Origin of the sequence: Galbibacter sp. PAP.153 (assembly GCF_037029175.1) — a bacterium.
Lineage (GTDB): Bacteria > Bacteroidota > Bacteroidia > Flavobacteriales > Flavobacteriaceae > Galbibacter > Galbibacter pacificus.
The window spans coordinates 92242-117812 of the sequence record NZ_JAZEUN010000008.1 but is presented as its reverse complement, the minus strand read 5'-3'; the positions used below and the strand labels follow the sequence as shown (position 1 = coordinate 117812).

The following is a 25571-nucleotide window of genomic DNA, read 5'->3' as shown; positions in this document are numbered from 1 at the left end:
TGTATTCAAAGAAGTATTTCAAAATCATACTTTTTTAATTTCAATTAGTACCTTACCCCAACGTGTCCTTCTTACTCTTCTTTACAATTGGGCACGCCTTTTTTTTACTGCGAAAGTCCAAAACGGAGGCGACCAGTAATAATGCAAAACCAGAAAGTTCCAAAGCTTTTGAGTAAGCTCCATAAAAGACCCACACTAATATGGCGATAGCGATTAAAGCCAGTAACAGGGGGACAATATTTTTGTGCAATCGAAAAGAATACAGCATTCCTAATAGAGCTATGGCCAATAGTATGGTGACAATTGTAATCATTAACTTTTCATCTATCTGTACGCTAATCCCTATAAACGAAAGCAAAGCAATGCTCCCTATAGTGCCATAACAGGTAATTAATGCAAGTAGGCTTGCTACGGTACCGAGTTTAGATTTAATTTGTTTCATATTATGTTTTTAATTATATGTTTTTAGTGATTTTTTTAAATGTTCTTTTTGAATTCTTATCAAATATCATTTTCATTTCAACCTGTACCTCACCCCAATATATAATTCTCTTCCACGAGTTGGACCCCATACCGAACTTGTGTCGAAGTATTGCCCGAATGGGTCTTGCCAGCTTATGATTGGTCGTTCTTGTCTGAAATCAAAAATGTTTTCGCAGCCTGCGTATAACTCAAACTTCTTAAGATTATATGTGAATTGAGCGTTTACAACTGTATAGGTCTCAGAAAAATCTGGTCGCTGAAATTCGACGGGATTACTTTGTGTGTTGGGTAATCTTTGTTTTCCGTACCAATGTGCGTTCATATCGATTTGAAATTTTTTAGACAGCGGTTTGTAGCCCAATGTAGTTACAACTTTATGTCTTGGATTAAAGGGCAATAGTTCCTTTTGCCCATCAATTTCACGATATACGTCCAAAAAGCTATAACCTGTTTTAAATTCAAATTGTTCCCAAAAACTGAGATATACTTCAGCTTGAAAAATGTTGCTCACACTCTTTCCTGTAAAGTTTTCAATGATGGCCTTTGTTGGGTCGGTATCGTAATCCGGAAATATCTGGTTTTGAAAATCCGTCCTGTAATAATCGGCACTAAAAAATCCTGAAACATTGTCGGTATTGAATTTCTGCGTAAAATTCACACCTGTATTCAATGCTTTCTCGGGTTCGAGTTGCTCTGCAAATACGATGTCTCGCGAACTTACCAATAAACCAATATTTTCACTGAACAAGTTTACGGTTCGCCATCCTGTACCAATGTTTGCACGTATAATTGTGTTTGGTGTGATATCGTATTTCAAAAGTGTTCTTGGTGTAATAATTGTGCCAAATTGGTTATGATAGTCTGCTCTCAATCCTGCAATCCAAGTGAGTTTATCATCAAAAAATTTCATTGTGTTTTCGGCAAACACGCCTGTTATATTTTCGTTTCGGAAATAATTTCCTGCATATGTTCTTTGCAATGGATTGTCAGTAAAACTGATGTCTTCGTCTAAATCCAAATGGCGAAAACTCAATCCTGTTTTTAAACTGTTGTTGCTGTAGTTTAGTTCATATTGAATGTTTCCATAAAAATTGGTTTGGTTGGCATCATATTTTACAGTTCCGAAATACGACTTTTGATTTTGGTAGAAACTGGAAGCGTAGAATACAAAATTATTATTGTCGTTAAGGCGAAACCCTGTTTTTGTCCAAATTTCGGGCTGATTGATATTTACGGTTTGTCCATAGACTTCGTTACTTCCTTTGTCAGTATTGGCATTAAAAAACGTTTGTCCGCCAATTCGCTGTTCGTTTACGTAACGCAAGCCAATTCTACTGTTCCAGCCCCAATCTGCATCTTTTCCATATTTTAATTTGTTGGAAATCATATAACGTGTGAGCTTTGGGAGGTCAAGAAAATCATCATCATCCCTATCAAATTCGTTGGCAGGTTGAACCGTATGGACTGCGGTTAGGTTGCTCCATTTCCCTTTTTTGAAGGCATAGTTGGCATTCAAATGTTTTTCTGAAAAGTTGTTGATGTAAGCATTAAGCAAGAGTTTATCGGTATTGTCGGGTTCTTTTGTCTCTACATTAATTTGACCGCTGATACTTTCAAAGCCTTGCAACACGCTATTTGCTCCTTTTGACACATAAATATTATCCACCAAAGTGCCTGGGATACTACTAATGCCGTAGGTGTAGGAAAGCCCTTGAATCATTGGGAAGCCATCAATCAAAATTTGAGTATATACTCCCGATAATCCAAGAATACGTAATTCTTTGGAATTGGTAATGACATTGGTGGTTTGTGGTTGAACCGTTGTCTGTGTTTCAAAACACCCTGCCAAGTCGCAACAAGCCGCTTTGCCCAATTCGGTTTGGGTAATCTGCTCAAATTTAATGGGTTTGAAACTAGAGATAATCACACCATCGCGTTGCCCCTTAATTACAATACCATCAAGTTCATTGCTTTCTTTTAATTGAAAGGTTGTAAAGGATTGTTCCTTAATTTCAAGTGTGTCGGATTTATAACCGACATAACTGGCAATAAGAAATTTTTTGGATACACCTTTCGTTGTTATTTCAAATTCGCCTTTTTGGCCTGTGGTAGTGCCAATGGTTGTATCAAGCCAATAGACACTTGCTCCATCAAGTGGTTCATTATTTGTGTTGGTTACTTTACCTAAAATGGTCTGTGCAGAAATACCAATAGGCAACAGTAATCCAACAATGAATATGTATATTTTCATTGTTATTATTTTTTTAGAAATAAGCAAGGCATATCAAAAGATACACCTTGCTTTATCATTAATTACTGCTTTACCTTGTATGGTCTTTCGTTCGGTGTTTCACAGCTACCAGTATTTTCGATTGCTGCGTAGATTTCTTTTTCTGTAACCATTGTAGGATTGTACAATACATCAAAAGTAGTAGTTGGTCCTTGCTTTTCAGTTTTGCAGGCTGACACTCCTTTTAATTTTTCTACGTTGGCTGAAATCATTTTTGTGTCCATTGAGCAAGTAACACCCTTAACTTTTACTGCTACGGTTTTAGTGCTATCTGCTTTTTGGATTGATTTTGTTGAATTTGTTGTTTGAGAAAATGTAACTGTTGTTGAGGCTACCATTATTGTAATAGCCAACACGAATATTTTTGAAAATTTCATTTTGAATTGAATTATCGATTAATATAAAATGGACAGAAAGGCATAGAACCTTTCCAATAAGACGTACTACTCCTAAGAATAGCTATTAACCGATTATTTTGGGAGGTTGGAAAATAGAAGGGATATATTCAGATGAAGGTTCTGAATAAACGGATAGGACTTCTTTGTTTGATGAAAAAGTCAGGGATTCAACTATTGGTAAAGTTTGCATAACGAAACCTATGCAAGCTGTGCAAATTTCAAAAGGGTTACAAGAATAGGGACTATCCTGTGATTTTTTGGACTCGTTATGATTGTCAGTAGAGGTGACTGGTGCACAGCGACTGCAACAGGAATCGCCAGTATCAGTTTTTGAAAAAGCCTGTACAGTCGGCATTGCCATAAGGAAAATGACGTAAAACGATAGTATGGTGGCTATATATCTCATTAAGAGCAAATATAATATTTTTTTAAAGTTGCACTATTTCGCATCCCATTAAATTCTTTTTGTAAGTGAAATCTTAAGGTTATTTTATTTTCTAATTAAATTATATGTAGCTCTGTGTCACTTTTAGCTTAAGTTAATTCTAAAATACTGTTTTGTAAATCTTTATCTGCCAATACAAATTTTTGCTTATTGGGTTTTTAAATGCTCTTTTTGAATCCCTAATAGGCATTTGCCATCGACTCTTATATCAAATCTTTTTTGCAATTCATTAAAATCAGTTTTAAATTGTTTTGCTGGTATTTCTTTCACTGCCTCAAATAAAAGATTAAAAAACTTTCCCTTTTCAGATGATAACCCATAATAAACCCAACGTCCTTCTTTTCTCTCATTCAAAAAACCGGCATTTTTCAATATTTTTAAGTGTTTTGAAACATTGTATGTAGGAGTTTCTAAAATATCTGTGAATTCACAAACACAAAGTTCCACTTTTGAGACAATCAATAAATTCATCATTCTTAATCTCGTTTCGTCACTTAATGCTTTAAAGAAATCAGTATAAGTATTCATTAGGCTTAATATATAATTGCACAGTTGCACTATAACGCAACAAATGTATTAATAATTGTTTGTTTAACAAAATTTTCTTGCCAAATCTTATTTAGGTCGGGTAAATTTTACTCTTTTGCTATTTTTGGTTGGTGCTTTGGCTGGTTCGAATTGCAAATGTGTATGGCTTTAGGGTTGGCTTTTATTTGTGTTTATAGATTAATTATAGGTAGAAGCTAAAAACTCTAAAAAAATAAAAACTTAAATAAAGTAGGGCAATTCCACTAAATATTTGAATGCTTTTTCTTAACCAAGATAATTTTGCAAGTTTGGAAACAGAACTTGAAAATAGACCAACAACCAAAAAAGGAAGTCCTCTACCAATACCAAAACAGAAGGCGAGAAGTAAACCATAAACTAAACTTGCTTTTGCAACTGCAAAGGATAATAAAAGTAATAAAGGGGCAGCTGCTGTGCCTAAACTAAATACAAACCCATAAATAAATGAACCTCCAATTCCGGGTTTTCGTAAAGATTCAAGTTGTCTTACACGTAAATAGGGTCCGTAAAACGCAATTCCTGCTGCCACTAACGATATTATTCCCATTCCTAAAGCCCAGTATTTTCCAAATACTTCAGTCAGAAAAATGCCAGAATAGCCAGCAATGCCACCTAATAATGTTAAACAAAAAACAATACCAATAAAAAATGAAAACGTTACTGCAAATCCTGTTTTTGATTCCCGAACAGAAGCACTTCCAACATAACCTGCAAATCCAAGACCAACAGGTAATGTACAAGGACAAACGCCACTTGAAATCAAACCTGCCACAAAAGCAATACCTAAACTTAAAATTGAGCCGTCTTGAAATGCAACAGTAAAACCATTTAAAAAATCTTCTAACATTATTCTTTTATTTCTTGAGGGTTTCCTGCTTTATAGCCCAATTGATTGATAGCCTTACGTAGTTGTTCAGTAGTCGCCTTTTCTGGCACAAAAGTTATAATTGCTTTTTTATCCTGAAGGCTTACCTTTACTTCTGTCACTCCATCCATATTTGACAAGGTTTTCCTAACATTTGCAACACAGGACATACAGGACATCCCTTCAATAGGTATGGTTACTTTTATTTCATTTTTTACCATTTGAGCGGATTCATTATCTGAAGAATTTTGTTTGCAACCGATTACCATAGGCGTTATGACAAGTAGGGAAAGCAGGAGCAAAAGATTGAATTGTAGTTTCATAATTATTCTTTTTTATTTTTTTAGAGTTGTATATCCTGATTTTTTTAATGCAGCTTCCAGATTTTCTTCATTTGTTTGCTGGGGGTTAAATTCTACTTCAACCAGTTTATCCGTTACTTTCGTCTTAACTTTTTCTACTCCTTCAACTTCTTTCAAAATATCCGATATCTTCTCTGCACAACCCTCGCATACCATATTTGAAACATTAAAACTAGTTTCAGCAACTGTGGCTACAGTTTTTGATGAAATACTTTCAAGTTTCAATGTTCTTATACGAAGCGTATTAATTAAAATTGAAAAAATGCTAACAATCATTACTACTATTGCCAGCATAGGAGTTATAAAGCCAAGTGTGGCAAGCAACATACCAACAAAATTGAACAGTACGGCAATAATCACATTACTTGTCATCGTTTTATAGCTTGCCTTTCCTAAAATAACTGCATTCAATACATCTATTAATCTATCACCAATTAAGATAACACCAGCAGCTTCTATAGCAACATCAGTTCCTGCTCCAATTGCAATGCCCACATCTGCCTGTGCCAAAGCTGGTGCGTCATTAATGCCATCGCCTACCATTGCAACCTTGTAACCTTTCTTTTGCAATTCTTCTATGGCAATTGCTTTTTCGCCCGGCAATAATTCAGCATGAACTTCATCAAATCCCATTTTTTTGGCGATAGGTACTGCTACTGGTTTGGCATCACCAGTAAGCATGACGGTTCGTATGTTCCTATGCTTCATTTTTGTTATTACCTGCTCACCTGTGGGGCGTGGTGTGTCTTGCAAAGCAATAACACCTATTACATTATTATTCTTGCAAATAAGTACGGTAGTTTTGCCCTCACTGCCTAAAGCATTTATCGAAGTTCTTATTTCGTTTGTGATTTCAATACTACTTTCCTCTATATAAGAAGGTTTACCAGCCAGTACAGTTTCGCCATTTATTCTTCCTGTAACACCCTTACCTGGAATAGCTTTAAAATCAACCATAGATAACCTTGGTGCAGCTTCTTTTTGTGCAAAAAAGGTAATGGCTTGCCCAATAGGGTGTTCAGATTTACTTTCCAATGCTTCAGCGATAGATAATAATTCAATGCTATTTCCATTAAGAGCATGAACATCCGTTACGGTAGGTTTGCCGTAAGTAAGTGTCCCTGTTTTATCAAAAACAATTGTATCAATCCTTGATAATCCATAAAACACTTCACTTGCTTTCACTAAAAGTCCAATGGAAATCCCTTTACCGCCTGCAATCGCAGCAAGCATAGGCGTAGTTATACCTAATGCACACGGATAACCCATTATGATGGTAGTGAGCATTACAAGCGTTGCTTGTATATAATTTCCAGTTGCTAATCCCCATACCACAAAAGCAATGGCAGCAACGATAAATACAGCAGGCCCAAAATAGTTCATTAGCTTATCGGCCAGTAATTCAACAGGTGGTTTCTTTTCAGCAATGCGACTCATTAAACTAACTACCTGGTTAAGGAAACTATCTTCCCCGATTTTGGAAACTTTAATTTGTAAAGCACCATCCAGATTTAAAGTACCACCAATTACAGTTGCACCAACTTCTTTATTTGCAGGTGTACTTTCACCTGTAAAACTTGCTTCATCAACACTTCCTGCACCATCCAATACTTCACCATCTAAAGGTATCCGTTCACCCGGCCTAACTTCTACAACTTCACCAACCAACACGTCTGTAGTTAATACATCAACAAATTGTTCGCCTCTCATAACCCTTGCTTTAGCAGGTTGCAGGTTAATTAACTTTCGCACCGCATCAGAAGCTTTTTTACGGGTATCCAATTTAAAGTAGGCAAAAAATAGATGAAGTGACATTAACCACGCAGCTACTGGTAAAAAGTTTGGTAGTTCAGGATTAAAAAGAGAAAACACACCTACTATAAATGAACCCCAGGCACCGGCAGATAATAAAACATTGGCATTAATTATCCTTTGACCTATAGCCATAATAGTTTTCCGTAAAATCGGGTATCCTACCCAAAACAATACAAATACGGCAACCACAAAACTAAACCATGCTCGATATTGTTGGGGCAAACCAAAAATGTTTAATGGGTCAACCAATAAATCAATTACAGAAGCCACCATTCCAATGGTGCCACGTTGTTTTATTAAATTGAAAACATCTTCATCGGCTTTGTATTGTTGTACTTCTGTAGATGAAACACTATAACCTAATTTTTCAACTGCCTCCGCCAATTGCTCACGGCTTATTTTATTAATGTCGGCTTCAACCAATACAATACCATGTACGAGGTTTACCATTACGCTTTTAATAGCAGGATTACGTTTTAGTGCATTTTCTACACTCATAGTACAGAAGGAGCACATCAATCCTGAAACTTTCATTTGAACATTTTCTATTTTCATACTATTTATTGTTTTTGCTCTTTTGTAAAAAATCTTCAATAGTCTTCATTTCTTTCATTTTGTCTGTCAGCTCATACAATCCTAATTCAGGAAATTGTTTTCTGATAATGGCAATTTTTTCTTCCTGACCGCAATTGCCTGGGCAAGTTTCTAATGCTTCTGCAATTCTAATAGCCAATGTTTTTCTGAATACTTCATCTAAAAGAAGATATTGGGCTTTTTCAAATCCTTTATTAACCGCTTTAAACTGATTGAGAATTTGAGCTGGATTATCACTTTTATCAAGCATTTTTATAATCCCTTCTACTTGTCCATTGATACTTTTCAAACGGTCTTTAAGGTCTTTTGTTAAATCTTTTGGTAACATAATAATTTCAATTAAACACATTCCAAACGCCGAAAATCAGCGTTTGGAATGTGTTGATGATAAATTTAGCAACTTTTTTTACATTGTTTTTCCAATTCCAGCAGCGATTAATTCATTTTTGTTTACTCCTGTGTCTTTACAGCAGTTAAGTAATTTGCCATTTACGGCTACAGCAGGCAAAGAAGTGATGTTATATCCCTTCATTTTGTCAATACATACTTTAGAGTCGCATTGCTCAACTGTATTATAAACTGTAACTTCACAAGAGTCACAAGCCATTTCTTTTATCATCTTTACTACTGGTTCACATACTGGACATCCAGCTGTAAATACTTCAATTTGTCGTTTCATCTTTTTAAGATTTTAATGATTAAAATTAATTACACTACAAAGATGGGGTCGGTATAGGGGAGGTATCCAAATTTATTTTCAATTATTTTCTATTTACGGTCGAGCGTTGGAGAAATTAGGCTCTTTTGGTTTTTCAGCGTTGGCTTTGTGTGTTGGAAAAAACCTAATGTGCGGTGGGCATTTTCTGCAATGGTGGGTAACGATGAGTATAGTAGCGGATTGCGGAACTCAAATTTTTCAATTTATAAGAAAGCTGAAGCGGGCTATAACCATTGAATTTACTACTGTCTCGGCTATTATTTTATACTTAGTTATTACCCACCGTTTTTATTCTATTTTAGCGTTGGTAAAGACATAATTATTGGCAATTTTTGGCTTGTTCTGTTTGCTTTTGAGCGACTTGGCAATGTGTATGACTTACAGTATGGGCTTATTCCGTTTTCTTGTATTCTGAAACTGTATAGCCAGTTTCATCAACTGCTTTTTTAATATCTTCAACAGACGTTTTTGTAGTGTCAAATTCTACAATGCTTTGTTTTACCTTATATGATGTATTTACCTTTATTACTCCTTCCAGTTCGGAAATATTATGGTTAATGTGTCCTTCACAAGCTGAACAAGTCATATCGTTAATTATAAATTTCAATTTAACAATGTCTTGCTGATTAACAATTAACACTTCTTTGGTTTCTTGTTTAGGTACAAAAATTCCTGCATAATAAGGAAAGGCTATAAGTAAAGCAGACACAACTGTGATAATCAGTAAAAAAGATTTTGAATTAATATAGCTCTTTTTATCATCTTCCTCGCAGTTACAATCTATTTCTTCTTTTTGGGGTTTCAATGTTTTATACCAAGCGATACCCAAAACTATAATTGTAAGCCCAATGAGATAAGGCCTTAAAGGTTCTAACCAGGAAAAGGTAGAAGCAACACCGCCTAAACCGCCTAATATTGCCAAAATTGGAGTAATACAACACACTGATGCGGCAAGTGCTGCTAATATTCCTGCTCCAAGCCATTTTTTGTTTAATTGATTTGCTTTTTTCATTCGTTTAACTTTTCAATAAATTGTAAATAATTCTCTTTTGACTTAAAATAAAGTACTCCGTTGTCAATGTTTGGGTCTGGGTAAATTAAAGCATCTATTTTATCAACTTTTTCTCCCGAAAAAGGGTCAATTGAAAATCGAGTTGTGCTATCTTCTCTTAATTGTGATGAAGAATAGTCGCAACAACCATAGTATATTTTTCCGTCAATATCTACTGGAAACTCGCTTGGTGCGTCTAATATCACATTATAGAACATACAAATATCTGTCGGTTTTATTTGTTCTGCTGGTTTAATAGTGGCAGTATTTGTTTCAGTATTCTGTTTCTTTTCAGAATTGTCTTTATTCTGAAAATTGCACGAGATAGTAAGAATGCCTAATAGCATAATTGTGATTAGGTTTTTTATTGTTTTCATATTCAATAAATCATTAATTCTTTAACCTTTTCTGTGTTTTCTTTTCCTGTCAATTTTTCAAGTAATAGGTAAGCAACCTCTAATGATGATGCAGGTCCGGCACAACTGATGATGTTATTATCAATTTCAACCTTATTACCTGTGTAGGTTGCTCCTGATTCCTCTAATCTACCAACATTATCGTGAAACCTACTTAGATTATATGTGGTCGCTTTCTTTTCTTTTAATAAGCCCGCATCTGAAATTGGTAAAACCCCAACACACATTGTTGCTATGATTCCTCCATTTTGATGAATTATTGTAGCAATTTTATGCAGGTGTTCTGAATATGCTTCGTCATATCCTGCATTGTGAAATCCACCAGGTAATACAAAGGCATCAAATTGAGTGTAGTCAGGTTCTTCTTTTTTGATGTTATAAGTTGGTTTAAAGTCAATCCCGAATTTTCCTTTAACACTATCGTGAAATGCACAAGTTTTAAGATAAACCGGTGTTAAGTTATCTCTGACATTAGTCCAGCCCAAAACGTCAATGATTGTAACAGCTTCAAGGTCTTCTACTCCTTGACTTAAAAACATTAATACTTTTTTCATAATACACAACACATTGGATTACTATTATCTTTCAAATTATCTTCTGTTTGAGCTAAATCTGCTTTTATTTTTGTAGCAGTTACAGTCATTACAATTGCTCTAAGTTCTTCTAATTCTGCTTGAGAAACTTTTAATTCCTGTAGTACTGATAAAGCGTATTTTGAACAAAATCCACAACCCGAACCCAATGACGCTGCAAGGCAAATTAAGTGTTTTGTTTTTTTGTCCAGCAATGTGTTGTCCTCATATACTGCTGCGTGAAATTGATTGTATTTTCCTGATATACTCATATTATTTTTTTTGAAATAAGGCGTAAATATAGGGTCTCTCAGCCCCTGATGGCATTAGGTAGGTATGGTCAAAATTGTCTATCAATTCAAAATCACTTCCCAATTTTTCAATTAACATTTCTTTGCTGTATCTGTGGATAGGAAGTCCTGCACAAACCGTTGCCCCATTGAGATTGTATTCTGCCAATAAAACAAAACCATTGCTTTTTACTTTGTTCTTTAGTAGGTCAAAATAAATATCCTGCTCGTTTTTCTCTGTAAAAAAATGCAGCACTGCTCTGTCAACCCACAAATCAACAGGTGCTATGTTTTTTAAATTGGAGGGATTGGTTAAATCATCTGTAATGCACTCGACATTTACCTCTCCAACTCTATCTGCCAACCTTTTTAACGCTACTTCACTCAAATCTGTGGCTATTAAATTTGAATATCCTTTGGTCAATAGTTCATCAATAAGTGTTGTGCTTCCTGCCCCAACATTTAAAACCCTGGCATTTTTATTTAGTCCTGTTGTGGAAATCAAACCCAATGTCGGGGTGAGGTCGGTTTCGTACCAACCCAACTTTTCATCCGGACTATTGGTAAATACCTTATTCCAATGCTCTTTTAAATTTACTTCTTTTACTTCCGGTTTAGAAGAGCAACAACTGTTTCCTTTGTCATTGATATCGCAGCTTTCCGCATTCATAATTATGTCATTTTTAATTTTATCAAACTCCTCTTTACTTATTTCTCCATTTGCATAACGCTTTTTTAGTACGTCCAATGGAGTTTCTTTGGGTTTGTTTGAATAGTAATTATCGTTATTACTCCAAGGTGGCCTAAAACCTCCTCTGCCAAAAATCATAAAAACCACAAACAACATTACAATTATCATTATGAATGGAAAAACCCACATTCCGTTCATCCAATGTTCTGTCCACATAATATATTATTTAGATTAAAAGAGAGCAGTGGGAAAACCCATTGCTCTCTGTATTATTATTAAGCACAAGTATTTGAGTTACTCTCTATCTTACTTTCGGAATTACCTCCATCAAAAGAACAAGATTCTGTTTCCTTTTCAGAGTTTTCTTGTGAGTTTGAAGAACAAGAATTCTCAGTTGATTCTTCATTCTTACCAATAAAATTAGACATCATTTCTTCACATATTGGCATCATTTTATTCATCATTTGTTTCATAATTATATGTATTTAGTTATTGTTATTTACCTTCGTTTATAATATTTTCGAGTGTCGCAATCATCTTTTCCATCATTTCTTTAGCCAATTTTGTTTTTGCATCACTATCAATTTCAGCAAAAATCATCCCCATACATTTAGGCATCATATTGCTTACAAACTGCATCCTGTCTTCTGCCGACATTTCAGAGAACATTTTATCCATCATTTTATCCATCATAGGGGGCATATCTTCAGGTTTCATCATTCCTGACATCATTTTTTCCATCATTTCTTTCATAAATTCTTTCATAATAATTGTGTTTTAATCGACATTAGAAATAATGTCTATGTTACTTTTTAATCGTTCAATTAATATTTCTCGCATTAAGGCACAAGCAGTTGTTATTTTGTTAGAGGAAATTTTATAGTAAACATTTACACCTTCTTTCCGCTGAATTAGCACACCATTATTCATCATAATGGACAAATGCCTTGATAGGGTTGATTTTCCAACACCAATAAGTTCAGCTATTTCGCTAAATGACAGTTCCGCTTCTTTCAAGTGGTGTACAGTTTCCAGTCTGATTGGATGCCCCATTGAATTGCAGAGTTCAGCGTGCAGTTTAAATAGTATTTTGTCTGAGTTCATACGTTTTTCTATATTTGTTAATATGCGAGTTCACAAATATACGAACTATATTTTAAATGCATTGTATTATTTCTAATTAAAAGGAGTATCCTCAATGCTCTTAATGGTTTTGTTCTTTCATTTTTTTCTAAATTCATATAATAGAGGAGTGCTGTTGGCTTTTTGCGTTCGGTTTATTTCACCTCACAGAGCTCATCCTCACAAGTTTTGTAAGATTTGTTTTTTATTCATCTGATAATTTTCCCAATGCTTTGTCTTGTCTGTATGGAATGTCATATTTTATAAAATATTCGGCTTTGGTCAATTCCTTTCCTAGATATGCACAGTGGTCAAGTCTTGAAATAAACTCTTTTTCGATAATGGTGTAATAAATACTCGAAGCATCATTACCAATAATTGTATGCAACAGTTCTCCAGAATTAGCATAATATTCAACAAATATTTTATGCTCTAATTTATCGGGAATTATCACAAAATATCCTTTTTTGTCTAAACGCAATTTCTCGGGATTTTGGGCAATAATTTCATTGTTCGAAATTGCTTCGATTTCCTTTTCCTTAAAAGCCTCTTTTTCTTTTGAAAGAGCAACTACTACATTTTGATTTATGTCGGCTATCGAATTATTTCCAATTAGTTCAATAATCTCAATTTGAGATTGAAAACGTTCAACTTGGTCTTTGTTTAGGTTTTTTACAACTGGGCGTTTGCCTTTAGCTCCAATGATTCTTTTTTTTTCGGTTATACCATTTGTATGCAAAGAAAATAATGCTTGCCCTGAGAAATGTCCTCCCATCATATTCTCTCCACTTTCATTACCACAAATAATTAAAGTCCTGATGTTTGCGTTTGAGATAATGTTTTTTACTATTTTTTCTACACCAATATTTTCGGTTTCACAGTAACCAACAATAGCGATTTTGTCTTTCAATGTTTTTATTAGTTCTTTAGGCAGCTCTGTATTTGATAATGTATTGATAGCGATTGATGCATTTTCATTACCAACAAAATAATTACCTCTTTCAATAGGCCATTTGTTTTTAGACTTTGGAGTGTCGAACGTGCAAGATTGTGATGAGCTAGAATTCTCTTTTTCAGTAGCATCATTGTCGTCCATTTCAAATAAAAGGTTAGATATGTCAGCAGGAAAGCAAGGGTTACATCCTATGCACTCATATTTTTTCTGACTGGCAACTTTTGTTTCAATTTCAAGGGCTTTGTCTGCAAGTTCCTTTTCATTGTTAGCTTCTGCCAGTTCCGCAAATTCCTTTAATGTGTCTTGGTTGCAACCACAGAAAGAGCATTTCTTGATTTCCGAAATATGTTTTAAGTCTTCAAAAATTTCTTTTAAAGACAATTGGTCATTATTCGGCTGATATATCTTTAATATTTCTGATGGTTTTTGCTTCATATATAAATCCTTCTTTTTTTTGATATTTGCCATATACTTCAACTTTATCGACTACTTGTGTAAGCTCGTTTCATCACTAAATGCTTTAAAAAAGTTGATATAATTATTTACTTTTATTTTTAATTGCATAATTGCGCTATAACGCAACAAATGTATTAAAGATTGTTAAGACTTTAAAATTTATTGCGGAATAATGCTCTAGTACATTCATTACATTAAATTTTCTATCGTAAAGAGATTGCTTGTTAAACTTAAAATGTTAGAAAGTACATCAAATCATAATTTATTTAGTTTCTGTTTCTAAATGGATATAAGTTTGTTTTTCCATTACACATATATACTGTCTTATTATGATTAAGAAAGTGTATAATTAATTAGCTACTTTTTTAAAATTGATGTAGCTTCTCGATGGATACGTCTAAAGTTTAGCTCTAAATCTTCTTGAGAATAGTTAAGATAAGTTTTTGGTTTTTCCTTAATTATTCTTTGTAGTTTAAATTGAACTCTTTTATCCTTGCCATCAGCAAAAGTTATAAACTCGCCTTGTTTTAAACGAAAGAAAACATCTGCCCTGCGTTTGGAAACTTCTTTTTCGCCTTTGGTAATTCGCGTGTCAAAATTCAGGTTATGACCACGGTTGATACTTGTGGTTTCCATACGGACAATCTCAAAGAAACGCTCATAATATTTTGCAGTATCTGGGTCATTAACTTTACCAAAAAACTGATAGGAAAGGTTGCTCAAAATAGCCTTACTAGCTTTGTCTCCATATAGCATATCATTCTGAATTTTATCCTGCATCACGTAAATTGTGGCAATATCATAGCTTCTTAAAGTTGCAGGAATGCGGTGCATATTAAGCAGCTTGATGGTTGGAGCTTCTTCCATCACTAAAAAGGAATGTTGTTGTCCTCTTACGCTCATTTGTTTGATGACTGTGTGCATAATTGCAGCGATGATAGGCGAGTAAGCCGATTCATATTTGGGATGGTTCACGATGCAGATAACAGCAGGATTATCCTTGCTGTTGATATTCAATGGCACTTCATCTTTTGACAAAGCCATAAACAACTGTTGAGAACCTATCTTTTTAAAGGCATTCGCCAATGTGCTTTTTACACCTGCCGTTTGCTTGTCAGAATCCATTCCGTTGATAAAAGCACTTGCCATACTTCTGGAAGTGATGTTTGAGCTCACAAAAGTAACCAACTGTTTGGTGTTCATCGATTGGAAGATAGCAATCAAATGTGGTAGGGTACAGTATTGTGGATAGGACGTTTTTAGTTTCCAAATCATCCCGCCCATCAAGCCTTCCACAGCATCACTAAAGAATTTTGTGGTACTGCTTGTACTGGATTCATTGAACTCCAAAAGGTTTTCAATAAGTACATTGGATAATTCATTCACACTTTCTTCATTGGGCAGATACCTTGGGGCAATGGGATTTACACGATAATGGATTTGGTCAAAGGCAATGGTGTAGAATTTTATATCCTTTTCTTTAAATAATGGATAGGCAATTTCAGTAAGTTCAAAATCTTTGTAATCGTGTATGATACCACAGAATTGATGGGTACTAAAATGCTGTAAAAAATTATAAATTACACTTTCTGTTTTACCACTTCCGGCAGACCCAATAACCGATGCTCCTCTCTTGATATTTTCAATTTGAAATTTTCCACGGCGAAGTTTAAATTGTACCCTATATTTCTTATCTCCACTAACAGACTGCTCTTGATGAAGAAATACATATAAAACCGTACCAATAAACAATAGTGGTACAATAATGAAAAGAATGATATGTGCCATTGACGTATTCATATCCCGATAGAACCTGATTGTAAGGCTCGGTCAATACCTTTTTTAAACTTATTGATTATCTTCAATGCCAACTGTACTTTGTTGGTTGGAATATTCATTATCGGCACACCAGATTTAGCAAGTATTTTATATGCCGTTGCCTTTTCATTGGTTGGTAATCCTGAAAGAATTGAGAAATACAACTTTGGATTTTTCAGGAATGTTTTACGTGCCTTATAGGTTTCAACATGGTTTCTTTTGTACTGAAATAAAGAATCAAAGGTCTTTTCAGAAGCCTTAAAGAATTTGTCCCTATCAAAGCCACGTTTTACAGGTTTTCCATTAAAGACGGTTTCCGAAGCTTTGTACTTGCTCCCTGGGGACAAACTATATTTATTGGATATATCCTTTCTGCTCACAATAATATGAATATGACTTTGAGAGCCTTCTTTCGGCATCCCTCTAACAATGCGTTTCCCGTCTTGTTGATGTGGTGCTTCTTTCTCCAATCGGGACATCGTTTGTTGTAATTTTTTGATATTCCCTTCCAATTCGCCACTTTCAATTTTCCGGATATCGTTCTTTATTTGAAGTATCTTGGTGGCATAAGATTGGTTCTCTTGAATTTTCCTATCCGTTCCCTTATACGTCCGCTGATGCTCAATTTTGGCATAGTATTTAATGTCATCTACGGTAACAGCTCGTCCGTTTATTTCACGATTGAAAGATTTAGCATATTCTTTCATAAGTTCTCGGGTGTACTGCTTTAGTTCCTCGGAATGATTTTGTAATCGCTTCAATTCATAAGCACTTGGATTGACAGTAATGGAATAAAACTTGGGTTCGGTCTTTTTGAGTTTAGCGGTATTTCCGTCAATTTCTTGAACTACTTCCTTACCTGATATTTCTTCGCCATATTGGTTAAAAAAATGTTCCATTTCATCAATGGATTTTCCGTCATTCTCTTTTTCGAGATACGACACAAAATCGGAAACGCTCTGTGCATAATTACCGTCTAATGTCTGTTTGGTTACTGTGATATACATTTTATGTTTTTTGTTTAATGTTTTCAAATTCATCTTTGCTCAAATCCAATTTTAAATAGCCTCCTCCAAAACTGCTTTTTACATAAGTGGTCTTACTGATGATTTTTTCCAAATCATATTTTACCGAATGGAATTGTTGCTGAACTTCTTCGTACCGATTTCGGTAATGGTTCAATTCCTCGTTTTCAGTAATCAGTTCCTGTTGTTCAAATTCAAATAGTTCTTCTTGTGGCTCTTTCTCATTTGGATTTTCTTGGAAAAGCAATTCCAACATTGCATTGGTGGGCTTGGTCTGATTTTTTTCAATATCTCTAATAATGGCAACAAGGGCATTGATTCGTTTTTTTAAGCTATTCTCCAAGGTCTGCATATTCGCACCCAAAGATTCATTTGGGGATAGCTCGTTCAAATCAAAAAAATTCATCATTGTTTCCAGCGTATCGGTATGCGAACGTGAAATTTTTTTAGAAAATTTCCGAAAACGAGTTGCCACATTAGGTTTAATACTAATGGCAGAAAAACTGTATTTCTTTTGATGATTTGAGTTCATTTACTGTAAAAAATTGCCATTTTATAGGGGTTTCAAAAGGATTTACTGTAAAACTTTATTATTTCTTTATTTTATATAAACAGTAATTATTTGAATATCAAATAGTTACAACTATAAACCAATCGTTAACACCGCCTTGGCGTGTTACCCTCTTGCTTCTCCAAATTCGTCCCGCAGGGACAAAATTTTTCAAACAACCTGACTAAAAAGTCAGTTGCTTTTTTTCGGAATAAAAAATTCCGATATGTTTAATTTTTGATGGGTATTATTATTGGCGAAAGTCAAATCAAAACGGGATAACAATACTTAAAATTGATACTTCTTAACAGTCTTTTAAAGATATTATATTTAGATATAATATTGAAATACAGATTGTTCCCAATTGGTTGGTTTTGATACCAAAAAATAGGATTTTTCTAAAAACCCAAATTAAAGACGTCGAGTTTCAGAATATTTGCCGTAAAAATTTTAAAAAATAGAGGCACAAAAATAGACCTCTGAAAATTCAAAGGTCCAAATTTTTGGGTTGCAATTTAGATGTTAAAAATGTACTTATATGTATATAAATTCTTTATCGCTTCTTCGTCCAATATGGTATTATAATCTAAATGATGTTTATTGGCGTAGGCTTTAAGGTCGTTCCCAAATTTACTTTCTATATCTTCTTTTGAAACTGAAAGTAGATGCTGTTGGGTTTCGTCATCGAGGTTGTTATAATTTAGATAAATCATAGCCTTTCATTTTAATATTCGCTTGGTAGCATCAGCGTATTATCAACAAAAAACAATCGCAGTTCATCCAAAGGAAAATCGGTAACGTTGTATCGATGCGTTTCCAATATATTTCCATTTCCATCGCTGTAAATTATTTCAGCTTCATAGCCTGTATAATCCTGTTTTTCTTCTGATAGCCTTTTAAAATCTATTGTGATAAAATGGCTTCGGTTCAATAAACTTTTGGCAATTACAGAAGTATCGGTAATCAACCAAAAGCATTCCGCAATGTTGGCTAAATATTTCAATCCGTTCGTAAATCGGGTGCGTATCAATGGGATTTGATATAACATTTCAGAACCGTGAAAATGTTGCAATCCTTCTTTTATTTCGTTAACTTGTGCTTTCATTGTTATGTCTTTTTTAGATTTAATGATGAAAAGAAGAGGGCACAAACTAATTGAAAACTGGTATTAGTGCCCTCTTTACTTTTTACTTACTACCTAACAATAGGATTTCATCGGCTACCACTTCGGTAACATAGCGTTGGTTGCCATCGTCCGTGGTATAGGTTCGGGTCTTTAGTTTTCCAACAACTCCGATTTCTTTGCCCTTTTCGGCATACTTTTCGATAATTTCAGCAGTCTTGCCCCAAGCAACAACGGTGTGCCAATTGGTGTCCGTTTGCTTTTCGCCCTTGCCGTTTTTGTAGTATTCATTGGTTGCCAATGATAAACGGGCTACTTTCTTACCGCTTTCAAGGTTCGTAATGGTTGGCTCTTGCCCAACATTTCCAATTAACTGTACGTGATTTTTAATAGTACTCATAATAAAAGATTTAAAAGATTAATATTTCCCTTTTTGATTTAAACTGAATTAAATTTTAAGGGGTGTTTGTATGATTTCTTTCGTGCTCCGCACAATGGATGAAGTGGGTTTTGTCAAGACTTTTAGGGAATAAATTAGGAGTGTCTGCGACGTAGTAAAATCCTCGGATTTTCAAGGAAGTAGAAACCTTATTTTTCGTTAAAACTTGTATAGTCTTGACAAGTTCCATAATGGTATTAGCAATTCTTATAAAGCCATTTGTGGCGAGAGCGTACCGACAGTTAAGCGAACATAGCAAATGGCTTTATTTTAGAATTGGTTATGCCATACCTGTTTTTCGCTGTCCCGAAAAACAATAAAGGCTTCATCTATTATAAACCCCTTAAAATGTGTAAGTCAAAGGTTCGGTTTTTAAGAATTATCGAGCAAAGACTCAAGAAGGATTTGCCGTTAATTTTGTTAAGAAAATCGAGGCTTTGACTTTCCGATTACAAGCGGACTGGATTCACGGTTTTGGTTTGGGAATGTAGCGTTCCTTCCCAGCGAAGCGGGAAGGGGAAGCGGAATGGAAAACCAAAAATGGGGATTGGGTCCAAGATTTTTTATAGAGAAGCTCTTTGCCCCGAAATGTAGCTTTTCGCGAAATGAAGCGGTAAAGTGCTGAACGGTTTATAAAACGGATTATTCTTTTGAAGTAGGATTTAAAGCGGACTTAACTTTAAAGATGTAGATTGTAATAGAGTTTGACCACTTCCCGAATTTTCTCGGGAATGAGTGGGCAAGTGGAATGGAAATCGGAATCTTTGAAGTTGTGTCCAAGACCCTTTTTGAGTGCAGCTCTTTTTCCGAAATGTAGAGCAACGGAATGTAGGGAAATGTGCTAAACGGAATGATATGACGGAAGTAAAATTAAAAATCCAGTTTAGTTAGGTACTGGATAAACCTTTTAGAATTTTTTAAACCATTGCATATATTTCATCAAACAATATCTTATCCAACCTTTCCTGTTGCGAAAAGGTCTTTTTCAAGGTATTGTGAAGCATCCAATTAAAAGCATTATATCCATCCCATAATGAGGGCGTTGTATGGTAATCGTGTCCTTCTTCGGCTATCATATCCAATAATTCCCTAGATTTCTTTGAAGGATTATCGTTCTTGTCGCTACATTCATAGCGGAGCAGTTTCGTTTTTTCCAATATTTCCTTTACGAATGCATTGGTGTCGATAAGTTCAATTTCTTCCATTTCCCTGAATTTTCTTGTGATTTCGTAGTATTCGTTATTCAGAAACTTCTCAAACAACAAATTCAGTTTTGGCATTATTAAATCCGTATTGTTCTTGCTGTGCTTTATTGAAAATGCTATTTCTGATTGTGCAACGTGCAAGCCATTGGTGCATACTTCTCTATAAAATCCAAAATGCCCGGAAGTCTTTTCGCTTCCGTCATAGGAATTTTTGAAACGCAACATCGGTAATATCTTATCCTGTTCATTCTTCAACGAAAACTGATTATCGTCCTCGATTATAAAGTCGGTAATGAAAGACCTGTCATTTCTGTTAATCGTGCGTTTATGATATTTCAGATTGGCATCCAGTAATAGCTGTTCGGCCTTTTTGAAAAACAATTCATTTGGAATATGACCATAACTGTTCGAGACCACATTCACAATCTTTCCATTGGAAATAATGACATTTTCAAGTCCTCTTCGGGACTCCATATCAGTAATACTTTTTAACGATTTCATTTCGTTTGAAACGAAAATTTCATCTTGTTGTAAACGATTTAAATACATAATATTTGATTTTAGACCTGTCCGAAGACAGATATGATTAAAAAAAGAAAGCCTACTCTTGCGAGCAGGCTTTCACATTTGAAGACATTAGCTTCATTAAAGTTCAAATTTTACAATCTGTTCTTCAATTTCCGATTTACGTTGTTCCAACGTGGATTGTAAATGCGTAGTAACCAACTTGATTAAATTCGTGTTGGTGGTCTTGAATTCTAAATTTCGGGAATCCCGAAGATGAAAACTACTCGAATCATCCTGATTATAGTTGAACTTGGTAAGCTCACTCAAGGTTTCTGTAAGCCGTTCACGTTGCGTTGCCAAGCCTCTCAATTTTTCAAACTTTTGAATTCTGTCATCCAAATTGATTGTAGGCTTCCCTACCGTTTTGGTCTTTTCAGGAACTACGGTCTTTCCAACTGCTTCCTCGGTCAACTTTTTTTGAACTTCCTTTTTAACGGTTGCATTTACTTTTTTTGCTGTTCCGTTTGATTTTACTTTTGTTTCCATAATTAAATGATTTTAGATTAAACAATATTTGAGCAAACCCAAACGGAAGACAAAATTTTAGAGTGGAAAGGAAACGGAATAAATAAGCGAGGGAAGAAGCGTTGGCTTTATGCCGTCCCTTTTCCGAAAAATATTTTGCGACGTTTATATTTCGGTAATATTGTATGAATACTCTCTACCTCAAATTTTTCTATAGAAGTTCATCACTTAAAAGACCTATAATGAAATAGTTGATTACTCGATTTAATGTGTTTCCAGAATTATTAACTTAAGGATATTTAGTAGAAATGATAAGGCATAATGAACCAAATTTGAAGCAGTATTAAGAGTCATAAAATAAATGACTTTTTATGTTGGTTTGAAATAATACAAATTATATATTTGCACCATCAGAAAGTAAAGCATTTTACTTTAAGTTCATTTATAATATCGTCAACAAATCGGCTAACAGTAAAGTTTCGGAATCTGTAACTGATTGATATATATAATATTATGGGGAAAGGGTATAATCCTGCCACCCCGACTTAGCGAAAGCTAAATTATATCAAAGCCTTGTTAATCTTATGATTATCAAGGTTTTGTTGTTTTTGGGCTATCATACAAAATGGTATAATATCATTGAAAATGATACCCATTCGGTTACCTATTCGGTTACCACTTTCTGAAAGATAAAATTGAGCGTAACACTGATTTGACAACCGTTTTCAACCGATTTGTCTAATTTGAAAACGCAAGTGTTATGCAAAACGCTGTTACCTTTGGGGTCATCTTTGTACTCAAACAACAAAGAGTACGTAATAATATAGCCCCTGTTTATGTGAAACCTTTTGATATAATTTTCTGTGGTATAGTAATTCTTCAGGGTGCCAGGCTTTAGAACTCCCTTCATATTTTGATTGTGATATGTTACCAAATCAAGAAGGGATTTATGTCTTTCGTCCTGCCCAACGAACCTAGCCTTTATCGATTTTGCCGTAACAAGCTCAAAATCAGAAGATAATTGTTTGTGGCATTCTAACAATTTGGCATACACTTGGTCCAAATAGGTGTTCAATGCCTTGCCTTCAGGGGTCCTGGAGGTCGTTTTCTTGGATTTGGTGTCCCAATAGGTAACCGATGTTTGTCGTTGTAAACTGATTTCAGCTCGTTTTCCATCGATGGTAACCCGTGCATAAATAGGTACCAAATCGTCTTTTTTCTTGGCCAGATTCAGCCAAAAATGAATACTGAAAGTTCTTGAAGTGTCCATAGACTCTCGCTTTAGGTGAATACTCGATTTGTTTCCGAAAGTCAAATCATACCCGAAAGTCCTATAAAGATAGTACAATTTTGATAAAACATTGCACACCTAATTGCACACCTTTTTAATGGTTTTAAATGAAATCAAATAAATGCACAAAAATTAAAAACACTGAAAATCAATAGATTAACAGTGTTTTGTTTTGACCTATTTCTAGGTTCGTCGGGATGACTGAACCATCCATATTATTGTAATCTGTTGTTAATCAACAACTAGCACTGATATTATAAATCCTGCACACCTTATTGCACATTCAATATGAAAATGAGAATAAGACTACGTCCTCATTAGTGTAAAAATACAGATTTCAATTCAATTGGAATTAAACTCCCTTTAAATTTAGCTTATTGCTTAGAATCAACTTTTATAAATATGACAATTAAAAAAACAGAACAATCGTATTATTTCTTGATTTTTCACAGTAGTATTTATAAATGACGTAGGTTCAAACATCTTCTATAGCGCCCACTTTTTATAAATCTATCAAATTTGCGCTCATTTTTATTGTGCTGCACTTATATTTAATATAACTTGCGCCTATATTTTTTAAACAGTGATAAAAAGCACTCACTTTTCATTTATTGCGCCTGTTTTTAACGGTGTGGTTCTTCCAGAAGAAGGTATCATCTCCGGGTATGCTGCCATTATACATAAGCTGGGGCTACCTGTGCCATTGCCAATACCATTTACAATCGTCAGTTTAAAAACTAAACGAATCAAGGACAAAAGCTTTACCTATCTTCCAAAGAGCTACGAAGTGGATGATTCCCTTGAATTCTCTGAAATAGAGGCTTTATATAGGCATCTTGTTTTTGCACTTAAGTATGAAGGCATAAACCTATTGACGTTCAGCGCTCTTACAAAGCATTATAGTGAAGAAGAACTGACTCAATTAATCAGTATCGAGCCAACCGGGCAATATTCAAGAAGGATATGGTTTTTAGTGGAATGGTTGATGCAAAGAGAACTTTCAGGTATTTCAGACCTAAGTAAAAAGAGCTATGTGGATGTTCTTGACATAAAACAGCAATTTGGGATAAAGGGAATTCGATCACCAAGACAAATGGTCAATAATAATTTGCCCGGAAGCGTTGACTTCTGTCCATTGATACGGAGAACCGCATTGTTGGAGCAATATATTAATGAAAACCTCTCCAGCAAAAGCAACACCTATCTCAAGGGCATACGGAAAAGTATCCTACAACGGGCAGCTGCATTTTTACTGTTAAAGGATTCAAAGGCATCCTTTACCATAGAAGGCGAAAGCCCAAAGAGCAAACGTGCCGCTCGATGGGGAAAAGCTATCGGGCAAGCAGGGATGAAAGATTTAAGTCATAATGAATTTGAACGGCTGCAACAACTGGTTATAGAAAACTCACGTTTTGTTGACATGGGGTATCGGAGAAAAGGCGGTTTTATAGGAGAACGGGACAAGGATACCTTTTCTCCGGTTCCGGACCATATCTCCGCCAAACACGAGAACATCCAAAAACTTATGACAGGATTATTGGAAACCAACCAAAAACTATTGGATAGCGAAATGGATGCAGTACTTGCTGCTGCCAGTATTGCATTTGGCTTTGTATTTATCCATCCATTTGCCGATGGAAATGGGCGAATACATCGTTATTTGATCCATCATGTTTTGGCAAAAAAGCAATTTTCGGAACAGGGTTTGATTTTCCCAGTTTCCGCATCCATTCTAAACCATATTGGGGATTATCAAAAAGTATTGGAGGAGTATTCTATCCCGCTATTGGATTTTATTAATTGGAAAGAAACAAGTGAGCACAACGTGGAAGTCACAAACGAAACAATAGATTACTATCGTTATTTTGATGTGACCCCACAAGCAGAATTCTTGTACGCTTGTGTCGAGGATACCATTGAGAACATCATTCCTAATGAAGTGAACTATCTAGGCAAATATGAAGAATTTAAATACTACATTGACAATACCTACGAGATGCCTGATGATATGGTATCATTATTGGTCCGCTTTTTGGAACAAAACGATGGCTCCTTCTCCAAAAGAGCCAAAAATAAAGAGTTTGTCCAACTCGGTGAAAATGAAATCAAGGATATCGAATATCGATATAACCTTATTTTCAATTCTTGAAAAAAATACCTCAGCAATCAACACTGAATCCTATCGAACAATTCGAAGACCAGACCTTTAAATAAGCCTGACTAAGCTCCTTATTTTTTCCTTACAGGTTTCTTTAACCCAACTAAAGGTACACCCCCTTCTAAATCCTGCCTATAACGTATAGTTGAATTTCTTTCGTCATATTCATTCAATGAGTTTAACAATTAAACTTACTGTCCTATTTATTTTTTGGGAGGAAATCACTTCAAGAATGGACATCGCCCATTTGGTTCAGAAACTTGAAAATAAATGAACCATGTCAGAATTGTTGTGAAATTGCCTTAAGATTGGCCAACAATTTTTCTGTAATCATTGGAAGGTGGAAATGGGAAGATCAAATGAGAGAGTCAATAGAAAGTTACGGATATGGCAATCACCTAAGGTCCTTTAGAGCTGTGGGATTGACACCCCCCGAGTTTATTACCAACCCAGATGCTGGACAAAAAATCATTGATGCTTCTATAGCTGCCGTAAATGAAGATCATGCTGAATCCATCATACTGGGCTGCACATTGGAGACAGGCTTCTATTTACAGGTACAAAATGAAATACTTGCCCAAACTGGTTCCTTTGTACCAGTAATTGATGCATCCATAGGTGCCTTAAAAACTGCTGAACATGCTGCTTCACTCAAGTTAAAGTCATCGTGGAAAACGAGTAAATTATGGGGGTTGGAGCCCCCAAGCGAAACTGAAATGGCAAGTTTCAATATTTTTCAAACCCCATATGAATTTGGTAACTTAATCGTAGTGGAATAGATGGATAATTCAAAATTCGTCTTGGATTACTTGGACTGCTCCTCTTTTTTAAGTGGAGCAG

At 34.9% G+C, this 25571-nt stretch carries 29 protein-coding genes; 2 read left to right on the top strand and 27 right to left on the bottom strand.

Annotation, left to right across the window (positions count from 1 at the left end):
* Window positions 1-52 precede the first annotated feature (52 nt).
* The 27 genes from UXI14_RS06920 to UXI14_RS06790 form a co-directional block, all read right to left on the bottom strand.
* A complete protein-coding gene (locus UXI14_RS06920) occupies window positions 53-442 on the bottom strand; it encodes a MerC family mercury resistance protein (RefSeq protein WP_335965510.1) in 390 nt (129 codons plus the stop codon).
* A gap of 72 nt (window positions 443-514) precedes the next feature.
* The gene (locus UXI14_RS06915) at window positions 515-2734 is read right to left on the bottom strand and encodes a TonB-dependent receptor (RefSeq protein ID WP_335965509.1); all 2220 of its coding nucleotides are present in this window, start codon (window positions 2732-2734) and stop codon (window positions 515-517) included.
* A 62-nt stretch (window positions 2735-2796) separates the two neighbouring features.
* A complete protein-coding gene (locus tag UXI14_RS06910; protein ID WP_335965508.1) occupies window positions 2797-3150 on the bottom strand; it encodes a hypothetical protein in 354 nt (117 codons plus the stop codon).
* Window positions 3151-3763: 613 nt separating this feature from the next.
* Entirely contained in the window at window positions 3764-4144 is a 381-nt protein-coding gene (locus UXI14_RS06905; protein ID WP_335965507.1) for a metalloregulator ArsR/SmtB family transcription factor, read from the bottom strand.
* Window positions 4145-4346: 202 nt separating this feature from the next.
* Complete coding sequence (locus UXI14_RS06900; protein WP_335965506.1) at window positions 4347-5030, bottom strand: cytochrome c biogenesis protein CcdA; 684 nt, start codon at window positions 5028-5030, stop codon at window positions 4347-4349.
* Window positions 5030-5371 (bottom strand): heavy metal-associated domain-containing protein, encoded by a 342-nt coding sequence (locus tag UXI14_RS06895; protein WP_335965505.1) that lies wholly within the window; start codon window positions 5369-5371, stop codon window positions 5030-5032. The genes UXI14_RS06900 and UXI14_RS06895 overlap by 1 nt, the downstream gene beginning before the upstream one ends.
* A gap of 12 nt (window positions 5372-5383) precedes the next feature.
* On the bottom strand, window positions 5384-7780 hold the full coding sequence (locus UXI14_RS06890) for a heavy metal translocating P-type ATPase (RefSeq protein WP_335965504.1): 2397 nt from the start codon (window positions 7778-7780) through the stop codon (window positions 5384-5386).
* A gap of 1 nt (window position 7781) precedes the next feature.
* The gene (locus UXI14_RS06885) at window positions 7782-8147 is read right to left on the bottom strand and encodes a metal-sensing transcriptional repressor (protein WP_335965503.1); all 366 of its coding nucleotides are present in this window, start codon (window positions 8145-8147) and stop codon (window positions 7782-7784) included.
* Between the two features lie 78 nt (window positions 8148-8225).
* Window positions 8226-8498, bottom strand: coding sequence for a thioredoxin family protein (locus tag UXI14_RS06880; RefSeq protein WP_335965502.1), 273 nt, complete (start codon window positions 8496-8498; stop codon window positions 8226-8228).
* 430 nt (window positions 8499-8928) lie between these two features.
* Window positions 8929-9549 carry a mercuric transport protein MerTP gene (merTP, locus tag UXI14_RS06875; protein WP_335965501.1) on the bottom strand — a complete coding sequence of 207 codons (621 nt, stop codon included), beginning with the start codon at window positions 9547-9549 and terminating at the stop codon, window positions 8929-8931.
* Window positions 9546-9935: a hypothetical protein gene (locus UXI14_RS06870; RefSeq protein ID WP_335965500.1), complete on the bottom strand. Its 390-nt coding sequence runs from the start codon at window positions 9933-9935 to the stop codon at window positions 9546-9548. The genes merTP and UXI14_RS06870 overlap by 4 nt, the downstream gene beginning before the upstream one ends.
* 32 nt (window positions 9936-9967) lie before the next feature.
* Entirely contained in the window at window positions 9968-10558 is a 591-nt protein-coding gene (locus UXI14_RS06865) for a DJ-1/PfpI family protein (protein WP_335965499.1), read from the bottom strand.
* Entirely contained in the window at window positions 10555-10848 is a 294-nt protein-coding gene (locus UXI14_RS06860; RefSeq protein ID WP_335965498.1) for a carboxymuconolactone decarboxylase family protein, read from the bottom strand. The genes UXI14_RS06865 and UXI14_RS06860 overlap by 4 nt, the downstream gene beginning before the upstream one ends.
* Window position 10849: 1 nt before the next feature.
* On the bottom strand, window positions 10850-11773 hold the full coding sequence (locus UXI14_RS06855) for an SHOCT domain-containing protein (RefSeq protein ID WP_335965497.1): 924 nt from the start codon (window positions 11771-11773) through the stop codon (window positions 10850-10852).
* A 59-nt stretch (window positions 11774-11832) separates the two neighbouring features.
* Window positions 11833-12030 carry a hypothetical protein gene (locus UXI14_RS06850; RefSeq protein WP_335965496.1) on the bottom strand — a complete coding sequence of 66 codons (198 nt, stop codon included), beginning with the start codon at window positions 12028-12030 and terminating at the stop codon, window positions 11833-11835.
* Between the two features lie 22 nt (window positions 12031-12052).
* Window positions 12053-12322: a hypothetical protein gene (locus UXI14_RS06845; RefSeq protein ID WP_335965495.1), complete on the bottom strand. Its 270-nt coding sequence runs from the start codon at window positions 12320-12322 to the stop codon at window positions 12053-12055.
* Between the two features lie 12 nt (window positions 12323-12334).
* Complete coding sequence (locus UXI14_RS06840; RefSeq protein WP_335965494.1) at window positions 12335-12661, bottom strand: metalloregulator ArsR/SmtB family transcription factor; 327 nt, start codon at window positions 12659-12661, stop codon at window positions 12335-12337.
* Between the two features lie 223 nt (window positions 12662-12884).
* The gene (locus UXI14_RS06835) at window positions 12885-14102 is read right to left on the bottom strand and encodes a hypothetical protein (protein ID WP_335965493.1); all 1218 of its coding nucleotides are present in this window, start codon (window positions 14100-14102) and stop codon (window positions 12885-12887) included.
* 345 nt (window positions 14103-14447) lie between these two features.
* A complete protein-coding gene (locus UXI14_RS06830) occupies window positions 14448-15890 on the bottom strand; it encodes a type IV secretion system DNA-binding domain-containing protein (protein ID WP_335965492.1) in 1443 nt (480 codons plus the stop codon).
* A complete protein-coding gene (gene mobB / locus UXI14_RS06825) occupies window positions 15887-16915 on the bottom strand; it encodes a MobB family relaxase (protein ID WP_335965491.1) in 1029 nt (342 codons plus the stop codon). The genes UXI14_RS06830 and mobB overlap by 4 nt, the downstream gene beginning before the upstream one ends.
* A gap of 1 nt (window position 16916) precedes the next feature.
* Window positions 16917-17465: a BfmA/BtgA family mobilization protein gene (locus UXI14_RS06820; RefSeq protein WP_335965490.1), complete on the bottom strand. Its 549-nt coding sequence runs from the start codon at window positions 17463-17465 to the stop codon at window positions 16917-16919.
* Window positions 17466-17998: 533 nt separating this feature from the next.
* Window positions 17999-18196, bottom strand: coding sequence for a hypothetical protein (locus tag UXI14_RS06815; protein WP_335965489.1), 198 nt, complete (start codon window positions 18194-18196; stop codon window positions 17999-18001).
* Between the two features lie 11 nt (window positions 18197-18207).
* Window positions 18208-18588: a DUF6876 family protein gene (locus UXI14_RS06810; protein WP_335965488.1), complete on the bottom strand. Its 381-nt coding sequence runs from the start codon at window positions 18586-18588 to the stop codon at window positions 18208-18210.
* Between the two features lie 82 nt (window positions 18589-18670).
* Window positions 18671-19006 carry a single-stranded DNA-binding protein gene (gene ssb, locus UXI14_RS06805; RefSeq protein WP_145002314.1) on the bottom strand — a complete coding sequence of 112 codons (336 nt, stop codon included), beginning with the start codon at window positions 19004-19006 and terminating at the stop codon, window positions 18671-18673.
* A 956-nt stretch (window positions 19007-19962) separates the two neighbouring features.
* Window positions 19963-20799, bottom strand: a complete 837-nt coding sequence (locus tag UXI14_RS06800) for a DUF932 domain-containing protein (protein WP_335965487.1) — start codon at window positions 20797-20799, stop codon at window positions 19963-19965.
* Window positions 20800-20895: 96 nt separating this feature from the next.
* Window positions 20896-21303, bottom strand: coding sequence for a hypothetical protein (locus tag UXI14_RS06795; RefSeq protein WP_335965486.1), 408 nt, complete (start codon window positions 21301-21303; stop codon window positions 20896-20898).
* A gap of 643 nt (window positions 21304-21946) precedes the next feature.
* Entirely contained in the window at window positions 21947-22552 is a 606-nt protein-coding gene (locus UXI14_RS06790; protein ID WP_335965485.1) for a hypothetical protein, read from the bottom strand.
* Between the two features lie 604 nt (window positions 22553-23156).
* On the opposite strand from UXI14_RS06790, the gene UXI14_RS06785 reads away from it, so the two are divergent.
* Window positions 23157-24722, top strand: coding sequence for a Fic family protein (locus UXI14_RS06785; RefSeq protein WP_335965484.1), 1566 nt, complete (start codon window positions 23157-23159; stop codon window positions 24720-24722).
* A 269-nt stretch (window positions 24723-24991) separates the two neighbouring features.
* Complete coding sequence (locus UXI14_RS06780) at window positions 24992-25510, top strand: aspartate/glutamate racemase family protein (protein ID WP_335965483.1); 519 nt, start codon at window positions 24992-24994, stop codon at window positions 25508-25510.
* Window positions 25511-25571: the final 61 nt, after the last annotated feature.